The organism is Marinobacter segnicrescens, assembly GCF_900111555.1.
GTDB classification, from domain to species: domain Bacteria; phylum Pseudomonadota; class Gammaproteobacteria; order Pseudomonadales; family Oleiphilaceae; genus Marinobacter; species Marinobacter segnicrescens.
Window position 1 is genome coordinate 56449 of sequence record NZ_FOHZ01000006.1, and the last position, 16703, is coordinate 73151.

At 60.7% G+C, this 16703-nt stretch carries 15 protein-coding genes; 14 read left to right on the top strand and 1 reads right to left on the bottom strand.

The features are described 5' to 3' along the window. Positions 1-22 precede the first annotated feature (22 nt). From BM036_RS08055 to BM036_RS08100, 10 genes are all read left to right on the top strand, one after another. Positions 23-1093 (top strand): DUF58 domain-containing protein, encoded by a 1071-nt coding sequence (locus BM036_RS08055; protein ID WP_245742534.1) that lies wholly within the window; start codon positions 23-25, stop codon positions 1091-1093. Further along, entirely contained in the window at positions 1090-3159 is a 2070-nt protein-coding gene (locus tag BM036_RS08060; protein ID WP_091850303.1) for a transglutaminase TgpA family protein, read from the top strand. Before BM036_RS08055 ends, BM036_RS08060 begins: the two co-directional genes overlap by 4 nt. Positions 3160-3181: 22 nt before the next feature. Beyond that, the gene (holB, locus tag BM036_RS08065) at positions 3182-4180 is read left to right on the top strand and encodes a DNA polymerase III subunit delta' (protein ID WP_091850582.1); all 999 of its coding nucleotides are present in this window, start codon (positions 3182-3184) and stop codon (positions 4178-4180) included. A gap of 114 nt (positions 4181-4294) precedes the next feature. Continuing rightward, positions 4295-4645, top strand: a complete 351-nt coding sequence (locus BM036_RS08070) for a PilZ domain-containing protein (RefSeq protein ID WP_091850305.1) — start codon at positions 4295-4297, stop codon at positions 4643-4645. An 84-nt stretch (positions 4646-4729) separates the two neighbouring features. Continuing rightward, positions 4730-5644, top strand: coding sequence for an alpha/beta fold hydrolase (locus tag BM036_RS08075; RefSeq protein ID WP_091850307.1), 915 nt, complete (start codon positions 4730-4732; stop codon positions 5642-5644). An 8-nt stretch (positions 5645-5652) separates the two neighbouring features. Then, the gene (locus tag BM036_RS08080; RefSeq protein ID WP_091850309.1) at positions 5653-6585 is read left to right on the top strand and encodes a DUF4892 domain-containing protein; all 933 of its coding nucleotides are present in this window, start codon (positions 5653-5655) and stop codon (positions 6583-6585) included. Next, positions 6578-7738: a patatin-like phospholipase family protein gene (locus BM036_RS08085; protein ID WP_091850311.1), complete on the top strand. Its 1161-nt coding sequence runs from the start codon at positions 6578-6580 to the stop codon at positions 7736-7738. Before BM036_RS08080 ends, BM036_RS08085 begins: the two co-directional genes overlap by 8 nt. A gap of 104 nt (positions 7739-7842) precedes the next feature. Beyond that, positions 7843-8745 (top strand): 50S ribosomal protein L3 N(5)-glutamine methyltransferase, encoded by a 903-nt coding sequence (gene prmB, locus BM036_RS08090; protein WP_091850313.1) that lies wholly within the window; start codon positions 7843-7845, stop codon positions 8743-8745. A 37-nt stretch (positions 8746-8782) separates the two neighbouring features. Beyond that, positions 8783-9877 carry a chorismate synthase gene (aroC, locus tag BM036_RS08095; protein ID WP_091850315.1) on the top strand — a complete coding sequence of 365 codons (1095 nt, stop codon included), beginning with the start codon at positions 8783-8785 and terminating at the stop codon, positions 9875-9877. 64 nt (positions 9878-9941) lie between these two features. Then, positions 9942-11090, top strand: coding sequence for an MFS transporter (locus BM036_RS08100; protein ID WP_281247020.1), 1149 nt, complete (start codon positions 9942-9944; stop codon positions 11088-11090). Here BM036_RS08100 and BM036_RS08105 read toward each other — a convergent pair. After that, entirely contained in the window at positions 11083-11949 is an 867-nt protein-coding gene (locus tag BM036_RS08105; protein ID WP_091850319.1) for a LysR family transcriptional regulator, read from the bottom strand. The two genes, BM036_RS08100 and BM036_RS08105, sit on opposite strands and share 8 nt — an antisense overlap. 282 nt (positions 11950-12231) lie before the next feature. On the opposite strand from BM036_RS08105, the gene leuC reads away from it, so the two are divergent. From leuC to asd, 4 genes are all read left to right on the top strand, one after another. After that, positions 12232-13650 (top strand): 3-isopropylmalate dehydratase large subunit, encoded by a 1419-nt coding sequence (leuC, locus tag BM036_RS08110; RefSeq protein ID WP_091850320.1) that lies wholly within the window; start codon positions 12232-12234, stop codon positions 13648-13650. A 22-nt stretch (positions 13651-13672) separates the two neighbouring features. Next, the gene (gene leuD / locus BM036_RS08115) at positions 13673-14320 is read left to right on the top strand and encodes a 3-isopropylmalate dehydratase small subunit (protein ID WP_091850322.1); all 648 of its coding nucleotides are present in this window, start codon (positions 13673-13675) and stop codon (positions 14318-14320) included. A gap of 29 nt (positions 14321-14349) precedes the next feature. Beyond that, positions 14350-15423, top strand: a complete 1074-nt coding sequence (leuB, locus tag BM036_RS08120; RefSeq protein WP_091850324.1) for a 3-isopropylmalate dehydrogenase — start codon at positions 14350-14352, stop codon at positions 15421-15423. A gap of 122 nt (positions 15424-15545) precedes the next feature. Continuing rightward, entirely contained in the window at positions 15546-16661 is a 1116-nt protein-coding gene (asd, locus tag BM036_RS08125; RefSeq protein ID WP_091850326.1) for an aspartate-semialdehyde dehydrogenase, read from the top strand. Positions 16662-16703 lie beyond the last annotated feature (42 nt).

The window sequence follows — 16703 nt, forward strand, 5'->3', positions numbered from 1 at the left end:
TAACCTGACAGGAAAATGGGCCGTGCATGATACCCTATATCCACCTCGAGCCTGTAACCCGGAAACTGCGGGAAACCCGTTTCGTTCCAGTCTGCTGTCCACGGTGAAGCGTCCATTGTTGTCCACTATCCGATCAAACATCCGCAAGCGTTGGCAGGCTTGGATCAACCGTCGAATTCCGGTGGACGACCGGCGACGCTTTGATCGTCACTCCATTTTCATCCTTCCCACCGCTGCCGGGCTGGTGTTTGGCCTGCTACTGGTGGTTATGCTGCTTACCGGAATCAATTACCAGAACAGCCTGATCTACCTTTTGACGTTCCTGCTGGGGGCGCTGTTTGTCGCGGCCATGCACCAGACCCATAATAATCTCAACGGCCTCGAACTGACCTTGTTGCAGCCAGGGGAAGGCTTTGCCGGGGAGCCGATCCCGTTCCGGTTTGTCCTGCAGGCACCCCATGACGCTACCGCCATCGAGTTGGGAGAAGAGACCGGGGGTGCCGTTACCCTGTCGGTATCCGGCCACGACCGGGTCGAGGGCACACTGCAGGTGGCCAGCCGGGAGCGAGGTTATCTGCGTCCGCAACGGTTGCGGGTGGAAACCCGGTTTCCCTTTGGTTTGCTCATGGCCTGGTCCTGGTTATGTCCGGTTACCCCGGCCCTGGTCTACCCGAAACCTGTGGTGCCACCACGCGCGCCGGAAGGCAGCGTGGAAGCTGGCGACACTGAAGCCGTATCCGTCAGCCAGGGCCAGGACCAGGTGGAGCTCCGCCCCTGGCGGGAAGGTGACCTTAGCGCCCGCATCGACTGGAAGCGATACTCGCGGAACGGGGAGATGGCTGTCGCCGACTGGCAGGGGGAGCAGGGCAGTCCGCAATGGCTGGATTTTGATGGCTTTCCGGGAGTCGACCACGAGCTTCGCCTGAGCTACCTGGCTGCCCTGGTACTGGATCGGGAGCGGACCGGTGAGCCCTGGGGGCTGCGGCTGCCGGGTATCACCATTGAGCCCGACCTCGGCAACCTCCACACTCGGCAGTGCCTGAGAACCCTGGCTACCTGGCAGAGGTCAGCACCCGGCGAGGGGGTCCAATGAGCCTAAAACCGTCGCTACTGCCCACCCGTGCCCTGCTGTGGCTGCTTTGTGGCTTCCTGTTGTTGCTGTTACCCCAGTGGGACCGGCTTCCGGTCTGGCTCGCCGCAGCCTGTATTGCACTGGCCGGCTGGCGGTGGCTGGCGCAGACCGGCCGGGCCCGTCTGCCGGGCAGATGGCTGAGGCTGGCCATTATGGGCACCCTGATTGCGGTCTACATCGCCACAGTCAGCGGTCGGTTCAGTGTCGATACGGCGGCCTCATTCTTTGTGCTGGCGGTCGGCCTCAAGTGGCTGGAAACGGCCAACCGGCGGGATTTCTTTGTTCTGTTCTTCATCCTGGTATACCTGGCCACAGTGAATTTCCTGTTTCGTCAGGACATTGGCTGGTCATTAGTGACCCTGGCCGGGGTGGTAGTGACCCTGGTGGCACTGCAACTGTTGCATACGCCTGCGGACAGCCGACACAGCTCATTCCATGGTCTCCGGCGCCTGGGCGGCATGCTCTTGAAAACCCTGCCGGTGGTGATCGCGCTGTTTGTGTTCTTCCCCCGTATGGCGCCGTTATGGAGTGTGCCCCTGGTTTCGGACCAGGCTCGAACGGGGCTGTCGGACTCCATGACGCCCGGGGATATTTCGAGCCTTGCGCAAAGCAGCGAGCGGGCGTTCCGTGTGACGTTCGCTGGCGAAACGCCCGAGCACAGAGACCGGTACTGGCGCGGCCTGATCCTTGACCGTTTCGATGGCCGTACCTGGAGTCAGTGGCAGCAGGAGCCCTATCGTCCCCTTGGCCGGGTCAACCGGGACGCAGGCCTCGAAGCGCTGGCTGACAATGAATACGATGTGCTGATGGAAGCCTCCGGCCAGCGATGGGTCTATGCGCTGGATAACTCCCGGCCGGTATCTGCCAATATTACGGAAGTTTCCGGGAGGGTATTCCGGCTGGAGCGGCCTGCGGATACCTCGGTGCGTTACCGTATGGAGCTGGAGCGGGAAACAGGCACGGCTGGCGAGCTCTCGCCTGCCGAGCGCCGCCAATACCTGCAACTGCCCCCGCAAGGCAACCAGCGTAGCCGGCAGTTGGCCCGGGACCTGGCCATGGGTGCAGGCACGGACCTGGCCTTTGCCAACGCGGTGCTCAACCGGTTCCGGGAGCAACCCTACTATTACACCCTGCGCCCACCGGCCATGCCAGACGACCCCGTGGACACGCTGTTGTTCGATGCCCAGCGAGGATTCTGCGCCCATTACGCCAGTGCCATGACCTTCCTGTTGCGGGCCGCTGACATACCTGCGCGGGTCGTGGCTGGCTACCAGGGAGGCTCCCCAGGCCCCGACGAGGCCTACCTGATTATCCGCCAATACGATGCCCACGCCTGGGTGGAAGCCTGGATCGAGGAGCGGGGCTGGGTGCGCTTCGATCCGACGGCGGCGATCGCACCACAGCGGATCGAGTCTGGCCTGCGGGATGCTGTCGCCGAGGAGGGCTCGTTCCTGGAGGATAGCTGGGCATCCCCACAGCGTTATGGCGATCTTCCCCTGGTGCAGTGGGCGAGCCTGCAACTGGACCGGATCAACTATAATTGGCAGCGCTGGGTTATTGGCTATCAGGGGCAGTCACAAATGGACCTGATGAGCCGTCTTCCAGGGAATATCGGACTCAGGGAGCTGGGCTACCTGACGGCCGGCCTGATGGGTGTTGCTTTGCTGGTGGCAGCGCTGGTCGCGGCGATTCGCCATGGCGGGGCAGCACGAACGGACCCGGCCGGGGTGCTGGTTTCACGGTGGACCCGGCTGTTGCAGAAGCGGGGGAGCACCGTACCGGCCGGGGCAACGCCGTTGGAGCTGGCCAGGATGACCGAGCAACAGGCGCCGGCAGCCGCTGCGGTCGCACGCGCCTTTGCCCGTGACCTTAACAATCATTACTATGGCTCCGGTTCCCGGTCGCGTCCCGGGCGCGGCAGCCACCGGTCAACCGAGCTGCGCCTGATGCGCCGGCGCCTGGCTCGCATCCGCCGGGAACTGAGAAAACGATCCACCGTACACGGGCCTGCGCAGCACCCGTCCTGATTCGGAAGTCACTGTGAACGACATGCCCTGGCTGACGCCGGTACTTGAACATTTCGGACAGGCCCTGGATCAGGGACGTTTGCCCCATGCCAGCCTGGTTACCGGTGAACGCGGCGTGGGCAAGCGTCAGCTGGCTGAGCGAATTGCCGCATTGCTGGTTTGCGACCGTCGAGCGCCAGGTATGCGCGCCCCGTGTGGGGAGTGCCGGCAGTGTCAGTTACGGGCGGGTGAATCCCATCCGGATATCCGGCTTTACCAGCCCGAGAAATCCCGCATGATCCGCATCGACCAGGTGCGGTCATTGTCGCAGTTTGCGGTGGCATCACCCCAGGTGGCTGGGGTGAAGGTTGCCATTGTCCACCGGGCGGATCAGCTGAACATCAATGCCGCCAACGCCTTGCTGAAAACCCTGGAGGAACCCGCGTCAGATGTGGTGCTGTTGCTCCTCCAGGAGAGCGGACGGCCAGTGCTTCCGACCATCCGGTCCCGCTGTCGTATCCTGCCAGTGGCAACCCCGCCGGCCGAAGAGGCGACCGCGTGGCTTGCTACAGAACTTAACGCCAGTGAAGGGGCGCCTGATCCGGAGCGCCAGGCCCTTGCGCTGTACCTGGCCGGCGGTGCTCCGAGACTGGCAATGGAGTTACTGGAGAGTGGCTTCCTCGACCAGCGGGACGCCGCCCTCGACGCTTTTCGCCAGTTTATGAAAGGCGCAATAACGGTTGCGATGACTGCCAGGGCGTTCCGGGACCTCGGTCACGAGGCCACCCTGAACCTGATGGAAGGGTGGGCCAATGACCTGGCTCGCGTTATGGCGGGAGGCCTCGCCCGCGATCCGGGGATCGCAGAGGTGGTACGATACCTGGCCCAGTCGAATCCGCCTTGGCGCGCGCAGCAACTTGTCGACGCGATCCGGGACTCCCGGCGCGCGCTGGTGAATAATGTGAACCCGGAACTGGAGACTGATCGTCTGCTGATTCAGTGGCGGAGCCTGATGCCTGGCCGGAGACGTTCGGCGGGCTAAGGGGCCAGTGTCACTCCGGCGGGAGGTTCAGGCCGGCCAATAATTATGAAGGGAGTGTGGCATCCTGTGACACTACCGGTAACCTGAAAGAACGATAACAGCTGGAGGAACAATATGGGTCCTGGATTTGGCGCGCGCAGCGGTATTCTGACCCTGACCATCAAGGATAAGGCGGTGCTTTATGCAGCATATATGCCCTACATTCGCCAGGGGGGGCTGTTCATTCCGACCCAGAAGCAGTACCAGCTGGGGGATGAGGTTTTCCTGCTGCTTAACCTGATGGATGAGCCCGAGAAGATACCTGTCGCCGGCAAGGTGGTGTGGATTACACCCAGGGGTGCCCAGGGAAACCGGGCGGCAGGTATTGGCGTACAGTTCAATGGTGAGGACGAAACCGCCCGCACCAAGATCGAAGCCTACCTGGCAGGGTCACTGAGTTCGGATCGGCCGACCCACACCATGTAGGATGGGCTGAACTCGCCCGTAGCAACCCTGTGGCAACACCGGGCGTCAATGCCCGCAGTTCCTTTAGGAGGATGAACCGCGTCCATGAACCTTTCCCTGTCTCCGGGCCCCCTGGCCGAAACCGAAGCAAGCTTCACCGAAATGCGCTGGCCGCTCAGGCACATTACCCTGGCAGGCCTGCACTGGCCCGCTTCCGGCGAGCCCCGGGACGGCCGCCCGGTCATCATGCTCCATGGCTGGCTTGATAACAGTCTCAGCTTCTGCCGGCTTGCACCGGGGCTTCGGCAGTTGGGTCCGCTCTGGGCCATTGACCACGCCGGGCACGGCCATTCTGACCACCGGCCGGAAGGTCAGGGCTACATGCTGGCAGACTATGTGTCTGACGTGGCGGAGTTGCTGGAAACCCATTTCAGCGACCATGAAACCGTCGATCTGGTAGGACACTCCCTCGGTGGCATCGTTGCCCTGCTGTTTGCAGCGGCGTTTCCGGAAAAAGTTCGCCGGCTGGTGATGATTGACAGCCTGGGGCCTATTTCCAAGGCGCCGGAGGAGGCGGTGAGCCAGCTTCGCCGCGGCATCCGCAAGCGTCTGGCTGGCTCCGGCACCAGCAACACATACCGTAGTCTGGAAGAGGCTGCCCGGCTGCGAACCGGGGGCCGCAACCCCCTGTCAGAAGACATAGCCCAGGTGTTGCTGTCCCGTAACCTTACTGAGGGTGCGGATGGGCTTCGCTGGCGTACGGATCCGCGGCTGAGACATCCCTCGGTAATGATGTTCACTGAAGAGCAGGTAATGGCATTTGTCGCTGCTGTGGAGGCGCCGACCCTGCTGGTTCGTGCCGAACATGGGCTGCTGGCCAGTTTCGATCGTTGGCAGGAACGTTTCGACACCCTGGCCGACGTGCGCTGCCTGGATATTGATGGCGGCCATCATTGCCACCTGGATGGTGACACGACTCCCGTTGAAGACGGCATACGTTCGTTCCTGTCCGAGAAGTGAGAATTGCAATGTCTGTCTGTAGTAGCCGTCATTCGCTGTCCAGCCGCCTTGCGCTGACCCTGTTTGCCTCGCTGTTGCCCTGGCTGCAGGCGGAAGCCAGTGTCCTGCTGGCGTTTCCCCAGGCGGAACTCGAGGAGGAACGGGTCCGGTCCTCGTCGTCATATCGCGTGATGCTGAGCCCCATCCGTGAGGTTGGTTCCGAGCTGCGTGCGGAGAATTCCGTACGCCTGGCTGTGGAAGGTAGCGGCCAGCTCTTCAGGATGGCTCCTGGTATCACCCGCCAGGATGCACGACGCTGGTACCTGGAACAGCTGCAGAATCGAGGTGCGTCCATCCTGTTCCAGTGTAGCGGGCGGGAATGCGGGCGCAGTAACGTCTGGGCAAACCAGGTATTCGACCTGTCGACGCTTTATGGCCGTGACGCACAGCAGGAGTACCTGGTGGCGGGTTTTGAGGACGGCGAAGGTGGCCGGTGGCTGGTGGTGCTCTATACCGTCACCCGCGGCAACCAGCGGGAGTACCTGTGGCTCGAGCAATTGCAGCTGGCGGACGATGCCGTTTTACCTGGCCTGGATGGTGAAGGCGGTCGACTGGCCGGCCCGGTCATCGTGCCCTGGGAAGGGAGTGTTAGCGTAAGTTTCGAGTGGGGTGCTGAAAGCCAGCGTATACTGGACAGTATGGCTTCGGACCCGAATGCCCGCATCGTGATTGCCGGTTTTTCCGGACTCGAACCGGGGGAGACCCTGGAAGCGGCAACCGATCGGGCCGAGCGGGCAGCCAACACCATGTCGGACCTGCTAGACAGGTCCGGACTGTCCAGCTCACGGCATATCGTCCGGGCTATCGGTCCACTGGTACGGTTCTCGACACCGGAACGCCCCGAGAACCGGATCGAAATCCTCGTAATCAGGCCCCCGGAAGGAAGTAGTGGTAATGAGTGACACCCCAAAGCCCAGCCCCCCTGCAAAATCCGGGGGGGCGGAGCAGGTCGGAGCGGTCAGCGTCGGGCAGGGTTCATTACCCCAGGAGACCGGTCGTAAAACCGTTGCCCTGGCACTTGGCTCCGGAGGTGCCCGCGGCTATGCCCATATCGGTGCCATCGAGGTGCTCAGTGAGCGCGGTTACGACATTGTCGCTATTTCCGGCTGTTCCATGGGGGCACTGATTGGCGGCGTCCATGCTGCGGGCAAACTACAGGCCTACAAGGACTGGGTGACCGGTCTTGGACAGTTTGATGTGTTGAAACTGCTCGACCTTACCCTCAACTCCGTGGGGGCTATCCGCGGAGAGAAAGTATTCTCGGTAGTCAGGGAAATGCTCGGGGATACCCGCATTGAAGACTTGCCCCTTGCCTATACGGCCGTTGCGACGGACCTGCTGAGCCACAAGGAGATCTGGTTCCAGGAAGGTCCATTGGACCAGGCGATTCGTGCGTCTATTGCCATACCCGGCCTGATTACCCCGGTCGTGATGAACGGGCGGGTGCTGGTGGACGGTGCACTGCTTAATCCGCTGCCAATCATGCCGACCATCTCGGCCCATGCAGACCTGGTGTTTGCGGTCAATCTCAGTGGTGAGGATGACGCAGGCCGGCGTATACCTGATGCGGCCTTTCATCCGGTAACAGACGACAGTGAGCTGGATGAATGGGTCGGCAAGGTCCGGGACAAGGCATCGCGCTGGTTTGACTGGGATGTCCTGAAGAGTTTTGGCGGCTGGCGCGATAATGGCGTACCGGACAAGGCCGGCACTCCGGAAGAAAAGCTGGAGGAGGAGATGAGGGACCAGGCCGAACAGAAACCCGCGGCACGCCAGGACCCCTGGGCTGAGACCGGCACCATCAATTGGGAAAAACTGGGTATTGGCAAGTTCGATATCATGAACCTGACAATCGAAACGATGCAGAGCGCCCTGGTGCAATACAAACTGGCCGGGTACCCGCCAGACCTGCTGGTGAACGTGCCCAAGAACTCTTGCCGCACCTACGACTACCATAAGGCGCCGGAGTTGATCCAGATCGGTCGCGAACGCATGCATGCCGCCCTGGACCGGTTTGAGAAGAATCGCAGCAGTTCCGGCCCCCTGTCCCTCTGAGGACGCTGAGCCTTCGGGGCTGCCCGGGGGCAGGGAATCCGCGTATAATCCGCCACAACCATTCATGGTCCGCCCCGTGGCGGCCCGGACAGAAGGACCCGGCAGTGACCCGTCCCATTGACGACCTGATCACCGTAAGAGACTACCTCAGGTACGCCGCTTCCCGCTTCAGCGAGGCTGGCCTGTATTACGGCCACGGTACCGACAACCTGTGGGATGAAGCGGTATTGCTTGTCATGCGAAGCCTGCATCTGCCGCTGGAAAACAACAATCTGTTCCTGGAAGCTCGCCTGACCCGGGATGAACGCCAATTGATACTCGAGCGGATTGAACGACGCATCAATGAACGGCGCCCGGTAGCCTATCTTATCGGCGAAGCCTGGTTCATGGGGTTGCCCTTCCACGTAGATGAGCGGGTCCTGGTGCCCCGATCCCCCATTTCTGAGCTGCTCGAAGCCCGGTTACAGCCCTGGCTGGCGGACCACCCGGTGGAGCGCATCCTGGACCTCTGCACGGGCAGTGGCTGTATCGGTATTGCAGCAGCCACGGTTTTCCCGGAAGCAGAGGTGGAACTTTCCGATATCTCGGAAGATGCCCTCGCTGTCGCGGAATCCAATATCGAGCTGCATGAGGTCGGTGATCGTGTAATGACCGTTCGTTCGGATGTATTCGACCAGGTAACCGGACGTTATGATGTGATCGTCAGCAATCCACCCTATGTGGACGCCGAAGACATGGCCGACATGCCAGCCGAATACCACCACGAGCCCCGTCTGGGCCTGGAAGCGGGTGATGATGGCCTCTCTATTGCCCATCGCATACTGGCTGATGCTGCCGACCACCTGAATCCCGGTGGCCTCCTGGTGGTGGAGGTGGGCAACAGCTGGCACGCGCTGGATGCTGCCTATCCGCAGCTACCCTTCACATGGCTGGATTTTGAGAATGGTGGTGACGGTGTCTTCCTGCTGACCCGTGAGCAACTGGTGTCAGGGCTGGCAAATTCCTGAGAATCTTTCTGAATACTTTATTACAAGATACTGAATCATGTCCGGAAATACGTTTGGAAAACTGTTTACCGTCACCTCCTTTGGCGAAAGTCACGGGTTAGCTCTGGGGTGTATTATCGACGGCTGTCCGCCTGGGCTGGAGCTCACTGAAGCCGATCTCCAGAAGGACCTTGACCGGCGCAAGCCTGGCACCTCCCGCCACACCACCCAGCGCCGGGAAGCAGACGAGGTGCGTATCCTGTCCGGGGTGTTCGAAGGAAAGACAACCGGCACGCCTATTGGCCTGCTGATCGAGAACACAGATCAACGGTCCAAGGACTATTCGAAGATCGCGCAACAGTTTCGACCGGCCCATGCCGACTACACCTACATGCACAAGTACGGCGTGCGGGACTATCGTGGCGGGGGCCGGTCCTCAGCCCGGGAAACCGCCATGCGTGTTGCGGCAGGCGCGGTGGCCCGGAAATACCTGGAGCAGAGACTGGGAATCCGTATCCGTGGCTACCTGTCCCAGCTGGGCCCGATCAAGGCAGAGTCCTTCGACTGGGACGAGGTTCATCAGAACCCGTTCTTCTGCCCGGATGCAGGCAAGGTGGCGGAAATGGAAGCCTACATGGACGCCCTGCGCAAGGAGGGTAATTCCATCGGTGCCCGTATCAACGTCGTGGCCGACGGGGTGCCACCGGGGCTGGGCGAACCCATCTTTGACCGGCTGGATGCTGACCTGGCCCATGCGCTGATGAGTATCAACGCGGTCAAGGGCGTGGAGATCGGCGCCGGTTTTGAATCGGTGACACAGAAGGGCACCGAACACCGGGACGAACTGACCCCCGAAGGCTTCCTTAGCAACCATGCCGGTGGTGTTCTGGGCGGCATTTCGTCGGGGCAGCCCATCGTTGCGAGCATTGCACTCAAGCCGACGTCCAGCCTGCGCCTGCCGGGGCAGAGCATCGACGTGGACGGCAACCCGGTGGAAGTGATCACCACGGGCCGCCATGACCCCTGTGTTGGCATACGGGCAACACCCATCGCCGAGGCAATGATGGCCATTGTGCTGATGGATCACTACCTGCGCCACCGGGGTCAGAACGGCGATGTCGAGGTGACGACACCCAATATCGGACAGCGTTGACAGCGGGGGCGAAAGCCCCCGTAACGGGTTTTACCGGACGATCTGAATCTTAAGGAAAACCGTTATTTACTGGCGACTCTCAAACCTTTACTTCTGGTTCTTCGCCCTGCTGGGCTCACTCTTGCCTTACTGGTCCCTGTACCTGGAAGGGCGTGGCTTCTCCTACCTGCAGATCGCCACCCTGATGGCGACCATCCAGCTCACCAAGATCTTCGCTCCCAGCCTGTGGGGATGGCTGGGAGACCGCACCGGCCTGCGGGTTCGGCTGGTGCGCTTCGGCGCTGTCATCGGCTCACTTTGCTTTGCCGGTGTATTCCTGGAGCCGGGCTTTTACGGTCTGCTGCTGGTGATGCTGCTGTTCACCTTCTTCTGGAACGCCATCCTGCCGCTGTACGAAGTGATTACCCTGCGTGTGCTGGGCCGCCAGAAGGAACGTTATGGCCGGATCCGTCTGTGGGGGTCTGTAGGTTTCATCGGTGGCGTAGCCATTATCGGAGGGGTGCTGGAACGGGTACCCATTACATCGCTGCCCTGGCTATTGCTGCCGGTGTTTGCTGGTATCGCCATCTCGGCGTTCCTGGTCCCTTCAGAGCGGGGCGAGAAAAAAGCCCCCGCGCCCCGGGGCAGCCTCAAGGCCATCGTCAGCCATCCCGCCGTGGTGGCCTTCTTTGCCATGAACTTTCTGTTGCAGGTATCCCACGGAGCCTACTACACGTTCTTCAGCATCCATCTGGAGCAGTTCGGCTACAGCAAGCTCAGTATCGGATTGCTCTGGTCCCTGGGTGTCCTGGCGGAAATTGGCCTGTTCCTGGTCATGCACCGGATTACCCGGCATTTCTCCGTACGCCAGATTGCCATCGGCGCGCTCATGCTGACCATGGTTCGCTGGATCCTTATTGCTGAAGTCACCGACGTAGTCTCTGTCCTTATCTTCGCGCAATTACTCCACGCTGCCTCGTACGGCGCGTTGCACGTTATCTCCGTGCAGTACGTCCAGGGCTTCTTCGGCCAGCACCACCACGGGCAGGGGCAGGCGCTCTATAGTGGCTTGACCTTTGGCGCTGGTGGCGCAGTGGGGGCCTGGCTCTCCGGCTTCCTGGTGGAGGGCTTCAACACCTCGATCGCCTTCTGGGGCGGCGCCATCGCCATGGTCTTCGCCGTCGGCATTACCTGGCGCTGGCTGCGGCCACCACCGGAGAGCACCGTTACCTGATCTCACCGGCAATCCCCAGCAGTGCCCTTGCCTGGGGACTCAGCGTTCGCCCTCTCAGCCCGATAGCGCCGAGGAAACGGCTTACCCGGTGCGGCACGGGTACCACCTTCAGGGATTCATCCACCATATTGACCGGTAGCACGCTCCACCCGAGACCAACGCCGGCCATAACCTTCAGCGTTTCCATATAATTGGTTGGCATGGGCAGGTTCAGGGGCAAATCTGCGTCCAGGAACAACCGGCTCACTGTCCGATAGGTCGCGGTACCTGCCTCCGGCAGCAGGGCATCGTAGCGGGATAGCTCAGCCAATCCGGGGCTGTCCAGCTGCGCCAGAGGATGGTCCGGCGACACCACGAACGCCATGCGGTCCTCCCAGCGCACATGCACTTCAAACGACTGGTCCATACTCTCACTCAGCGTCACAAACGCCAATTCCGCCGTCCGCTTGCGCATCTGGTCATAGGCACCCTCCGAGTCCATAAACTGCAGCCCCAGCGACACCTCCGGATACTCACGACTCAGCCGCTGCAACCAGGCTGGCAGGTGGTGTAATCCGATATGGTGGCTGGCAATCAACGCCAGGTGCCCCGACACCTCACCGGCCCCGTCCTGCAGCGCCAGCCGGGCATTATGCACCTCATCGAGAATCCGCCGGGCATGGGGCAGCAACCGGGCGCCGGCATCGGTTAGCCGGATCTGCCGGTGGCGACGTTCCAGCAGCGGAGTCCCCAGCTGATTCTCCAGGGCCGCCAGTCGCTTACTGATGGCCGGCTGGGTCAGGTGGAGGGTTTCGCCAGCCTCAGAGAACGATCCCTGGTCCACGATGGTTACAAAGGCTTTTAAGGCGTTGGAGTCCAAGGTGCTTTTCCTGAGAGGCGTGCAGTTAGTATGCGGGACGGGGTGGGGGATGACTTTCCAGGACCGTCGAGCGCCATGGACGGCGCTCGTCGAGCCCTACATGGACGTACTTGCGGGGCGTGTCCTGGAAAGTCATACCGCATTCCGGCCCAGGCACCACTCTATCATGCCTATATGGAATGCATAAGATAAAAAACATGAATTGCGGTTATTCGATACGCGGGAGTAAAATCCACCCAGAGCAATCAAAACCAGACCCGAACAACCGAGAGAGACACCACCATGGCGGGCAAGACCTTATACGACAAATTGTGGGACGACCACCTGGTCAAACAGCGGGATGACGGCTCGGCCCTGATCTACATCGACCGGCAACTGCTCCACGAAGTCACCTCACCGCAGGCCTTCGAAGGACTGCGCCTGGCCGGTCGCAAACCATGGCGCATCGACGCCAACATCGCCACGCCGGACCATAACGTCCCCACCACCGACCGCGAGCGGGGCGTAGAGGGCATCGTCGACCCGGTCTCCCGGATCCAGGTAGAAACCCTCGACAAGAACTGCGACGAGTTTGGCATCCTCGAATTCAAGATCAAGGACCAGCGCCAGGGCATCGTCCACGTCATAGGGCCAGAGCAGGGCGCCACCCTGCCGGGTATGAGCATCGTCTGTGGTGACTCCCACACCTCCACCCACGGCGCCTTCGGCTGCCTTGCCCACGGCATCGGCACCTCCGAAGTGGAACACGTGCTGGCCACCCAATGCCTGGTCCAGCAGAAGATGAAAAACATGCTGGTCAAGGTCAATGGCAAGCTTGGTCCCGGCGTGACCGGCAAGGATGTGGTACTGGCCATTATCGGCAGGATCGGCACCGCCGGCGGCACTGGCTACGCCATCGAGTTTGGCGGCGAGGCCATCCATGACCTGAGCATGGAAGCCCGCATGACCATCTGCAACATGTCCATCGAAGCTGGCGCCCGTGTTGGTATGGTCAGCGTTGATGACACCACCATCGACTATGTTAAAGGCCGTCCGTTTTCCCCGAAAGGCGAACAATGGGACAGGGCCGTAGACTACTGGCGCACATTGCATAGCGATGACGACGCCGTGTTTGACAAGGTGGTGGAGCTGGAAGCTTCCGAAATCCAGCCCCAGGTAAGCTGGGGGACCAGTCCGGAAATGGTCACCGGTGTTGATGGTTCGGTACCGGATCCGGACCGGGAAGACGATCCCATCAAACGCGAAGGCATCGTCCGGGCGCTGAAGTATATGGGCCTTCAGCCCAACCAGAAGATCACTGACATCAAACTGGATCGTGTTTTCATTGGCTCCTGCACCAACAGCCGCATCGAAGACCTGCGGGAAGCGGCCAAGGTTGTAAAAGGCCACAAGGTGTCTCCGACCCTGAAGCAGGCCATGGTGGTGCCGGGCTCCGGCCTGGTGAAGGCCCAGGCCGAGAAGGAAGGCCTCGACAAGGTCTTTATCGAAGCCGGCCTGGAATGGCGGGACCCGGGCTGCTCCATGTGCCTGGCCATGAACGCCGACAAGCTGGGGCAGGGGGAGCATTGCGCGTCCACCTCCAACCGTAACTTCGAGGGGCGCCAGGGCTTTGGTGGCCGGACTCACCTGGTCAGCCCCGCCATGGCGGCGGCGGCAGCCATAAAGGGTCATTTCGTCGACGTCCGCGAAATGATGAACTGATTGATCCACAGGAGACAAAGCCATGCGCGCATTCAAGCAACATCAGGGCGTCGTCGCCCCCATGGACCGGTCCAATGTGGATACGGACATGATCATCCCCAAGCAATTCCTGAAATCCATCAAGCGGACCGGCTTTGGCCCCAACCTGTTTGATGAACTGCGTTACCTGGATGAGGGCAAGCCTGACCAGGACTGTTCCAACCGGCCCCTGAACCCGGCTTTCGTACTCAACCAGGATCGCTACAGGAACGCCAGTGTGCTGCTGGCCCGCCGCAACTTCGGTTGCGGCTCAAGCCGCGAACATGCCCCCTGGGCCCTGGATGACTTTGGATTCCGCGTGATCATTGCCCCGAGCTTTGCAGATATCTTCTACAACAACTGCTTCAAGAATGGCCTGTTACCCATTGTTCTTGACGAAGAAGTGGTTGAGAAGCTTTTCCAGGAGACCTATGAGAATGAGGGCTATCAGCTGTCCATAGACCTGGAAGCAAAGACGGTTACAACACCGTCCGGCGAATCCTTCAGCTTTGACGTGGACGATTTCCGCCGGCACTGCCTGCTGAACGGACTGGACGATATCGGCGTGACCCTTGAGGACGCAGACCTTATCCGCGACTACGAAAACAAGCGGCGCGAAACGGCCCCATGGCTGTTCAACACGGCGAACTGATCATCCAAGCAGACAACGGAAAAAATATTATGTCCAGAAGCGTACTGATGCTGCCCGGTGACGGGATTGGCCCGGAAATCGTGGCCGAGGCCGAGAAAGTCCTGAACAAGGTTAACGACCAATTCGATCTGGGACTGCAGTTCGAAACCGGCCTGGTCGGTGGTGCTGCCATCGACGAAACCGGCGAACCACTGCCCAGTGACACCCTGGAGCGGGCGAAGAAGGCCGACGCCATTCTGCTGGGTGCCGTTGGCGGTCCCAAGTGGGACAAACTGGAAATGGCAAAGCGGCCGGAAAAGGGGCTGCTGGGCCTGCGCTCCAATCTTGAGCTGTTTGCGAACCTGCGGCCAGCCATCCTGTACCCGCAGCTGGCGTCGGCATCTTCCCTTAAACCTGAGGTGGTGTCCGGCCTGGACATCATGATTGTCCGTGAACTGACCGGTGGTATCTATTTCGGCCAGCCCCGAGGCGTTCGTGAGCTTGAGGGCGGCGAGCGGCAGGGTTTTAATACCTATGTCTACAGTGAGTCCGAGATCCGTCGCATTGGCCGGGTTGCCTTCGAGGCGGCACAGCAACGCAATGGCAAGCTCTGTTCCGTGGACAAGGCCAATGTCCTGGAAGTTACTGTACTCTGGCGGGAAATCATGAATGACCTGGCAAAGGAGTATCCGGACGTGGAACTGTCTCATATGTACGTGGACAACGCCGCCATGCAGCTGGTCCGCGCACCCAAGCAGTTCGACGTGATTGTGACCGGCAACATGTTTGGTGATATCCTCTCGGATGAAGCGGCCATGCTCACCGGCTCTATCGGCATGCTGCCGTCCGCCTCGCTGAACTCCGAAAAACAGGGCATGTATGAGCCCTGCCACGGGTCAGCGCCGGACATTGCCGGGCAGGGCATTGCCAACCCGCTGGCCACTATCCTTAGTGGTGCCATGATGTTGCGCTACAGCCTGGGCGAGGAAAAAGCCGCCGAGGCCATTGAGGCAGCGGTCAGCAAGGTACTGGACCAGGGGCTGCGCACTGCGGACATCATGTCCGAGGGTGCAAAACAGGTTTCTACCCGTGAAATGGGTGAAGCTGTGCTGGCGGCCCTGTAAGCTTCAGGTACCATTTGTTTCATCGAAACCCGACGGCAGCACAACGCCGCTGCCGCGGGGTCATCCATCCTGTCCCTGCCAGCGATAACGGTAGCGGGCGGGCATAGAGTCAAAGGTCGCACATGAAGCGAGTTGGACTTGTAGGTTGGCGTGGCATGGTGGGCTCGGTCCTCATGCAGCGCATGCGTGAAGAAAACGACTTTGCTGACATCGATCCGGTGTTTTTCTCCACCTCCCAGACCGGTAAACCGGCCCCGGATGTTGGCAAGGATGGCGTTCCGCCACTCCAGGACGCCTTTGATATCGACACCCTGAAAACCCTGGATGTCATCGTTACCTGCCAGGGCGGTGATTACACCAATGCGGTCTATCAAAAGCTCCGTGATGCGGGCTGGGACGGCTACTGGATTGATGCTGCTTCCACACTGCGCATGGTGGATCACTCCGTCATTGTTCTCGATCCGGTCAATCGTAATGTCATCGATGCGGCATTGGACAAGGGCGTCAAGGATTACATCGGCGGTAACTGCACCGTCAGCCTGATGATGCTGGCCCTGGGCGGCCTGCTGGAGCAGGACCTGATCGAGTGGGTGTCCCCCATGACCTATCAGGCGGCCTCCGGTTCCGGCGCCCAGAATATGCGTGAGCTTCTTAATCAGATGGGTGAGCTCAACGGCGCGGTGAAGTCCGAGCTGGAAGATCCGTCCTCGGCCATCCTGGAGATTGACCGCAAGGTTACCGAGACCATGCGTGCCGGCAGTTTCCCCACCGAGCACTTCCAGGTACCGCTGGCAGGCAGCCTGATTCCGTTTATCGACAAGCAGCTCGATAACGGCATGAGTAAGGAAGAGTGGAAAGCGGGCGTCGAGACCAACAAGATTCTTGGTCGCAGTGATAACCCGATCCCCATTGACGGTATCTGTGTCCGGATCGGTGCCATGCGTTCCCACAGCCAGGCGCTGACCATCAAGCTGAAGAAGGACCTGCCGGTTTCAGAGATCGAATCGATCCTGGCAAAGGCCAATGACTGGGTGAAGGTCATCCCCAATGAGAAGGAGGCCACCATCGAGGAGCTGACGCCGGCGAAGGTTACCGGCACCCTCAGTATCCCGATCGGCCGTATCCGCAAACTGACCATGGGCCCGGAATACATCTCCGCGTTCACCGTGGGTGACCAGTTGCTGTGGGGGGCGGCGGAACCCCTGCGGCGGATGTTGCGGATCCTGCAGGAGCGTTAAAAATCTGTCGCGGACAAGTGCGTGTAATGCCAACTGTGTACC

Excerpts from the sequence above, each read along its gene's own strand:
- BM036_RS08060 (WP_091850303.1), top strand. The coding sequence starts at position 1,090 with ATGAGCCTAAAACCGTCGCTACTGCCCACCCGTGCCCTGCTGTGGCTG.
- holB (WP_091850582.1), top strand. The coding sequence starts at position 3,182 with ATGCCCTGGCTGACGCCGGTACTTGAACATTTCGGACAGGCCCTGGAT.
- BM036_RS08070 (WP_091850305.1), top strand. The coding sequence starts at position 4,295 with ATGGGTCCTGGATTTGGCGCGCGCAGCGGTATTCTGACCCTGACCATC.
- BM036_RS08075 (WP_091850307.1), top strand. The coding sequence starts at position 4,730 with ATGAACCTTTCCCTGTCTCCGGGCCCCCTGGCCGAAACCGAAGCAAGC.
- BM036_RS08080 (WP_091850309.1), top strand. The coding sequence starts at position 5,653 with ATGTCTGTCTGTAGTAGCCGTCATTCGCTGTCCAGCCGCCTTGCGCTG.
- BM036_RS08085 (WP_091850311.1), top strand. The coding sequence starts at position 6,578 with ATGAGTGACACCCCAAAGCCCAGCCCCCCTGCAAAATCCGGGGGGGCG.
- aroC (WP_091850315.1), top strand. The coding sequence starts at position 8,783 with ATGTCCGGAAATACGTTTGGAAAACTGTTTACCGTCACCTCCTTTGGC.
- leuC (WP_091850320.1), top strand. The coding sequence starts at position 12,232 with ATGGCGGGCAAGACCTTATACGACAAATTGTGGGACGACCACCTGGTC.
- leuD (WP_091850322.1), top strand. The coding sequence starts at position 13,673 with ATGCGCGCATTCAAGCAACATCAGGGCGTCGTCGCCCCCATGGACCGG.
- leuB (WP_091850324.1), top strand. The coding sequence starts at position 14,350 with ATGTCCAGAAGCGTACTGATGCTGCCCGGTGACGGGATTGGCCCGGAA.
- asd (WP_091850326.1), top strand. The coding sequence starts at position 15,546 with ATGAAGCGAGTTGGACTTGTAGGTTGGCGTGGCATGGTGGGCTCGGTC.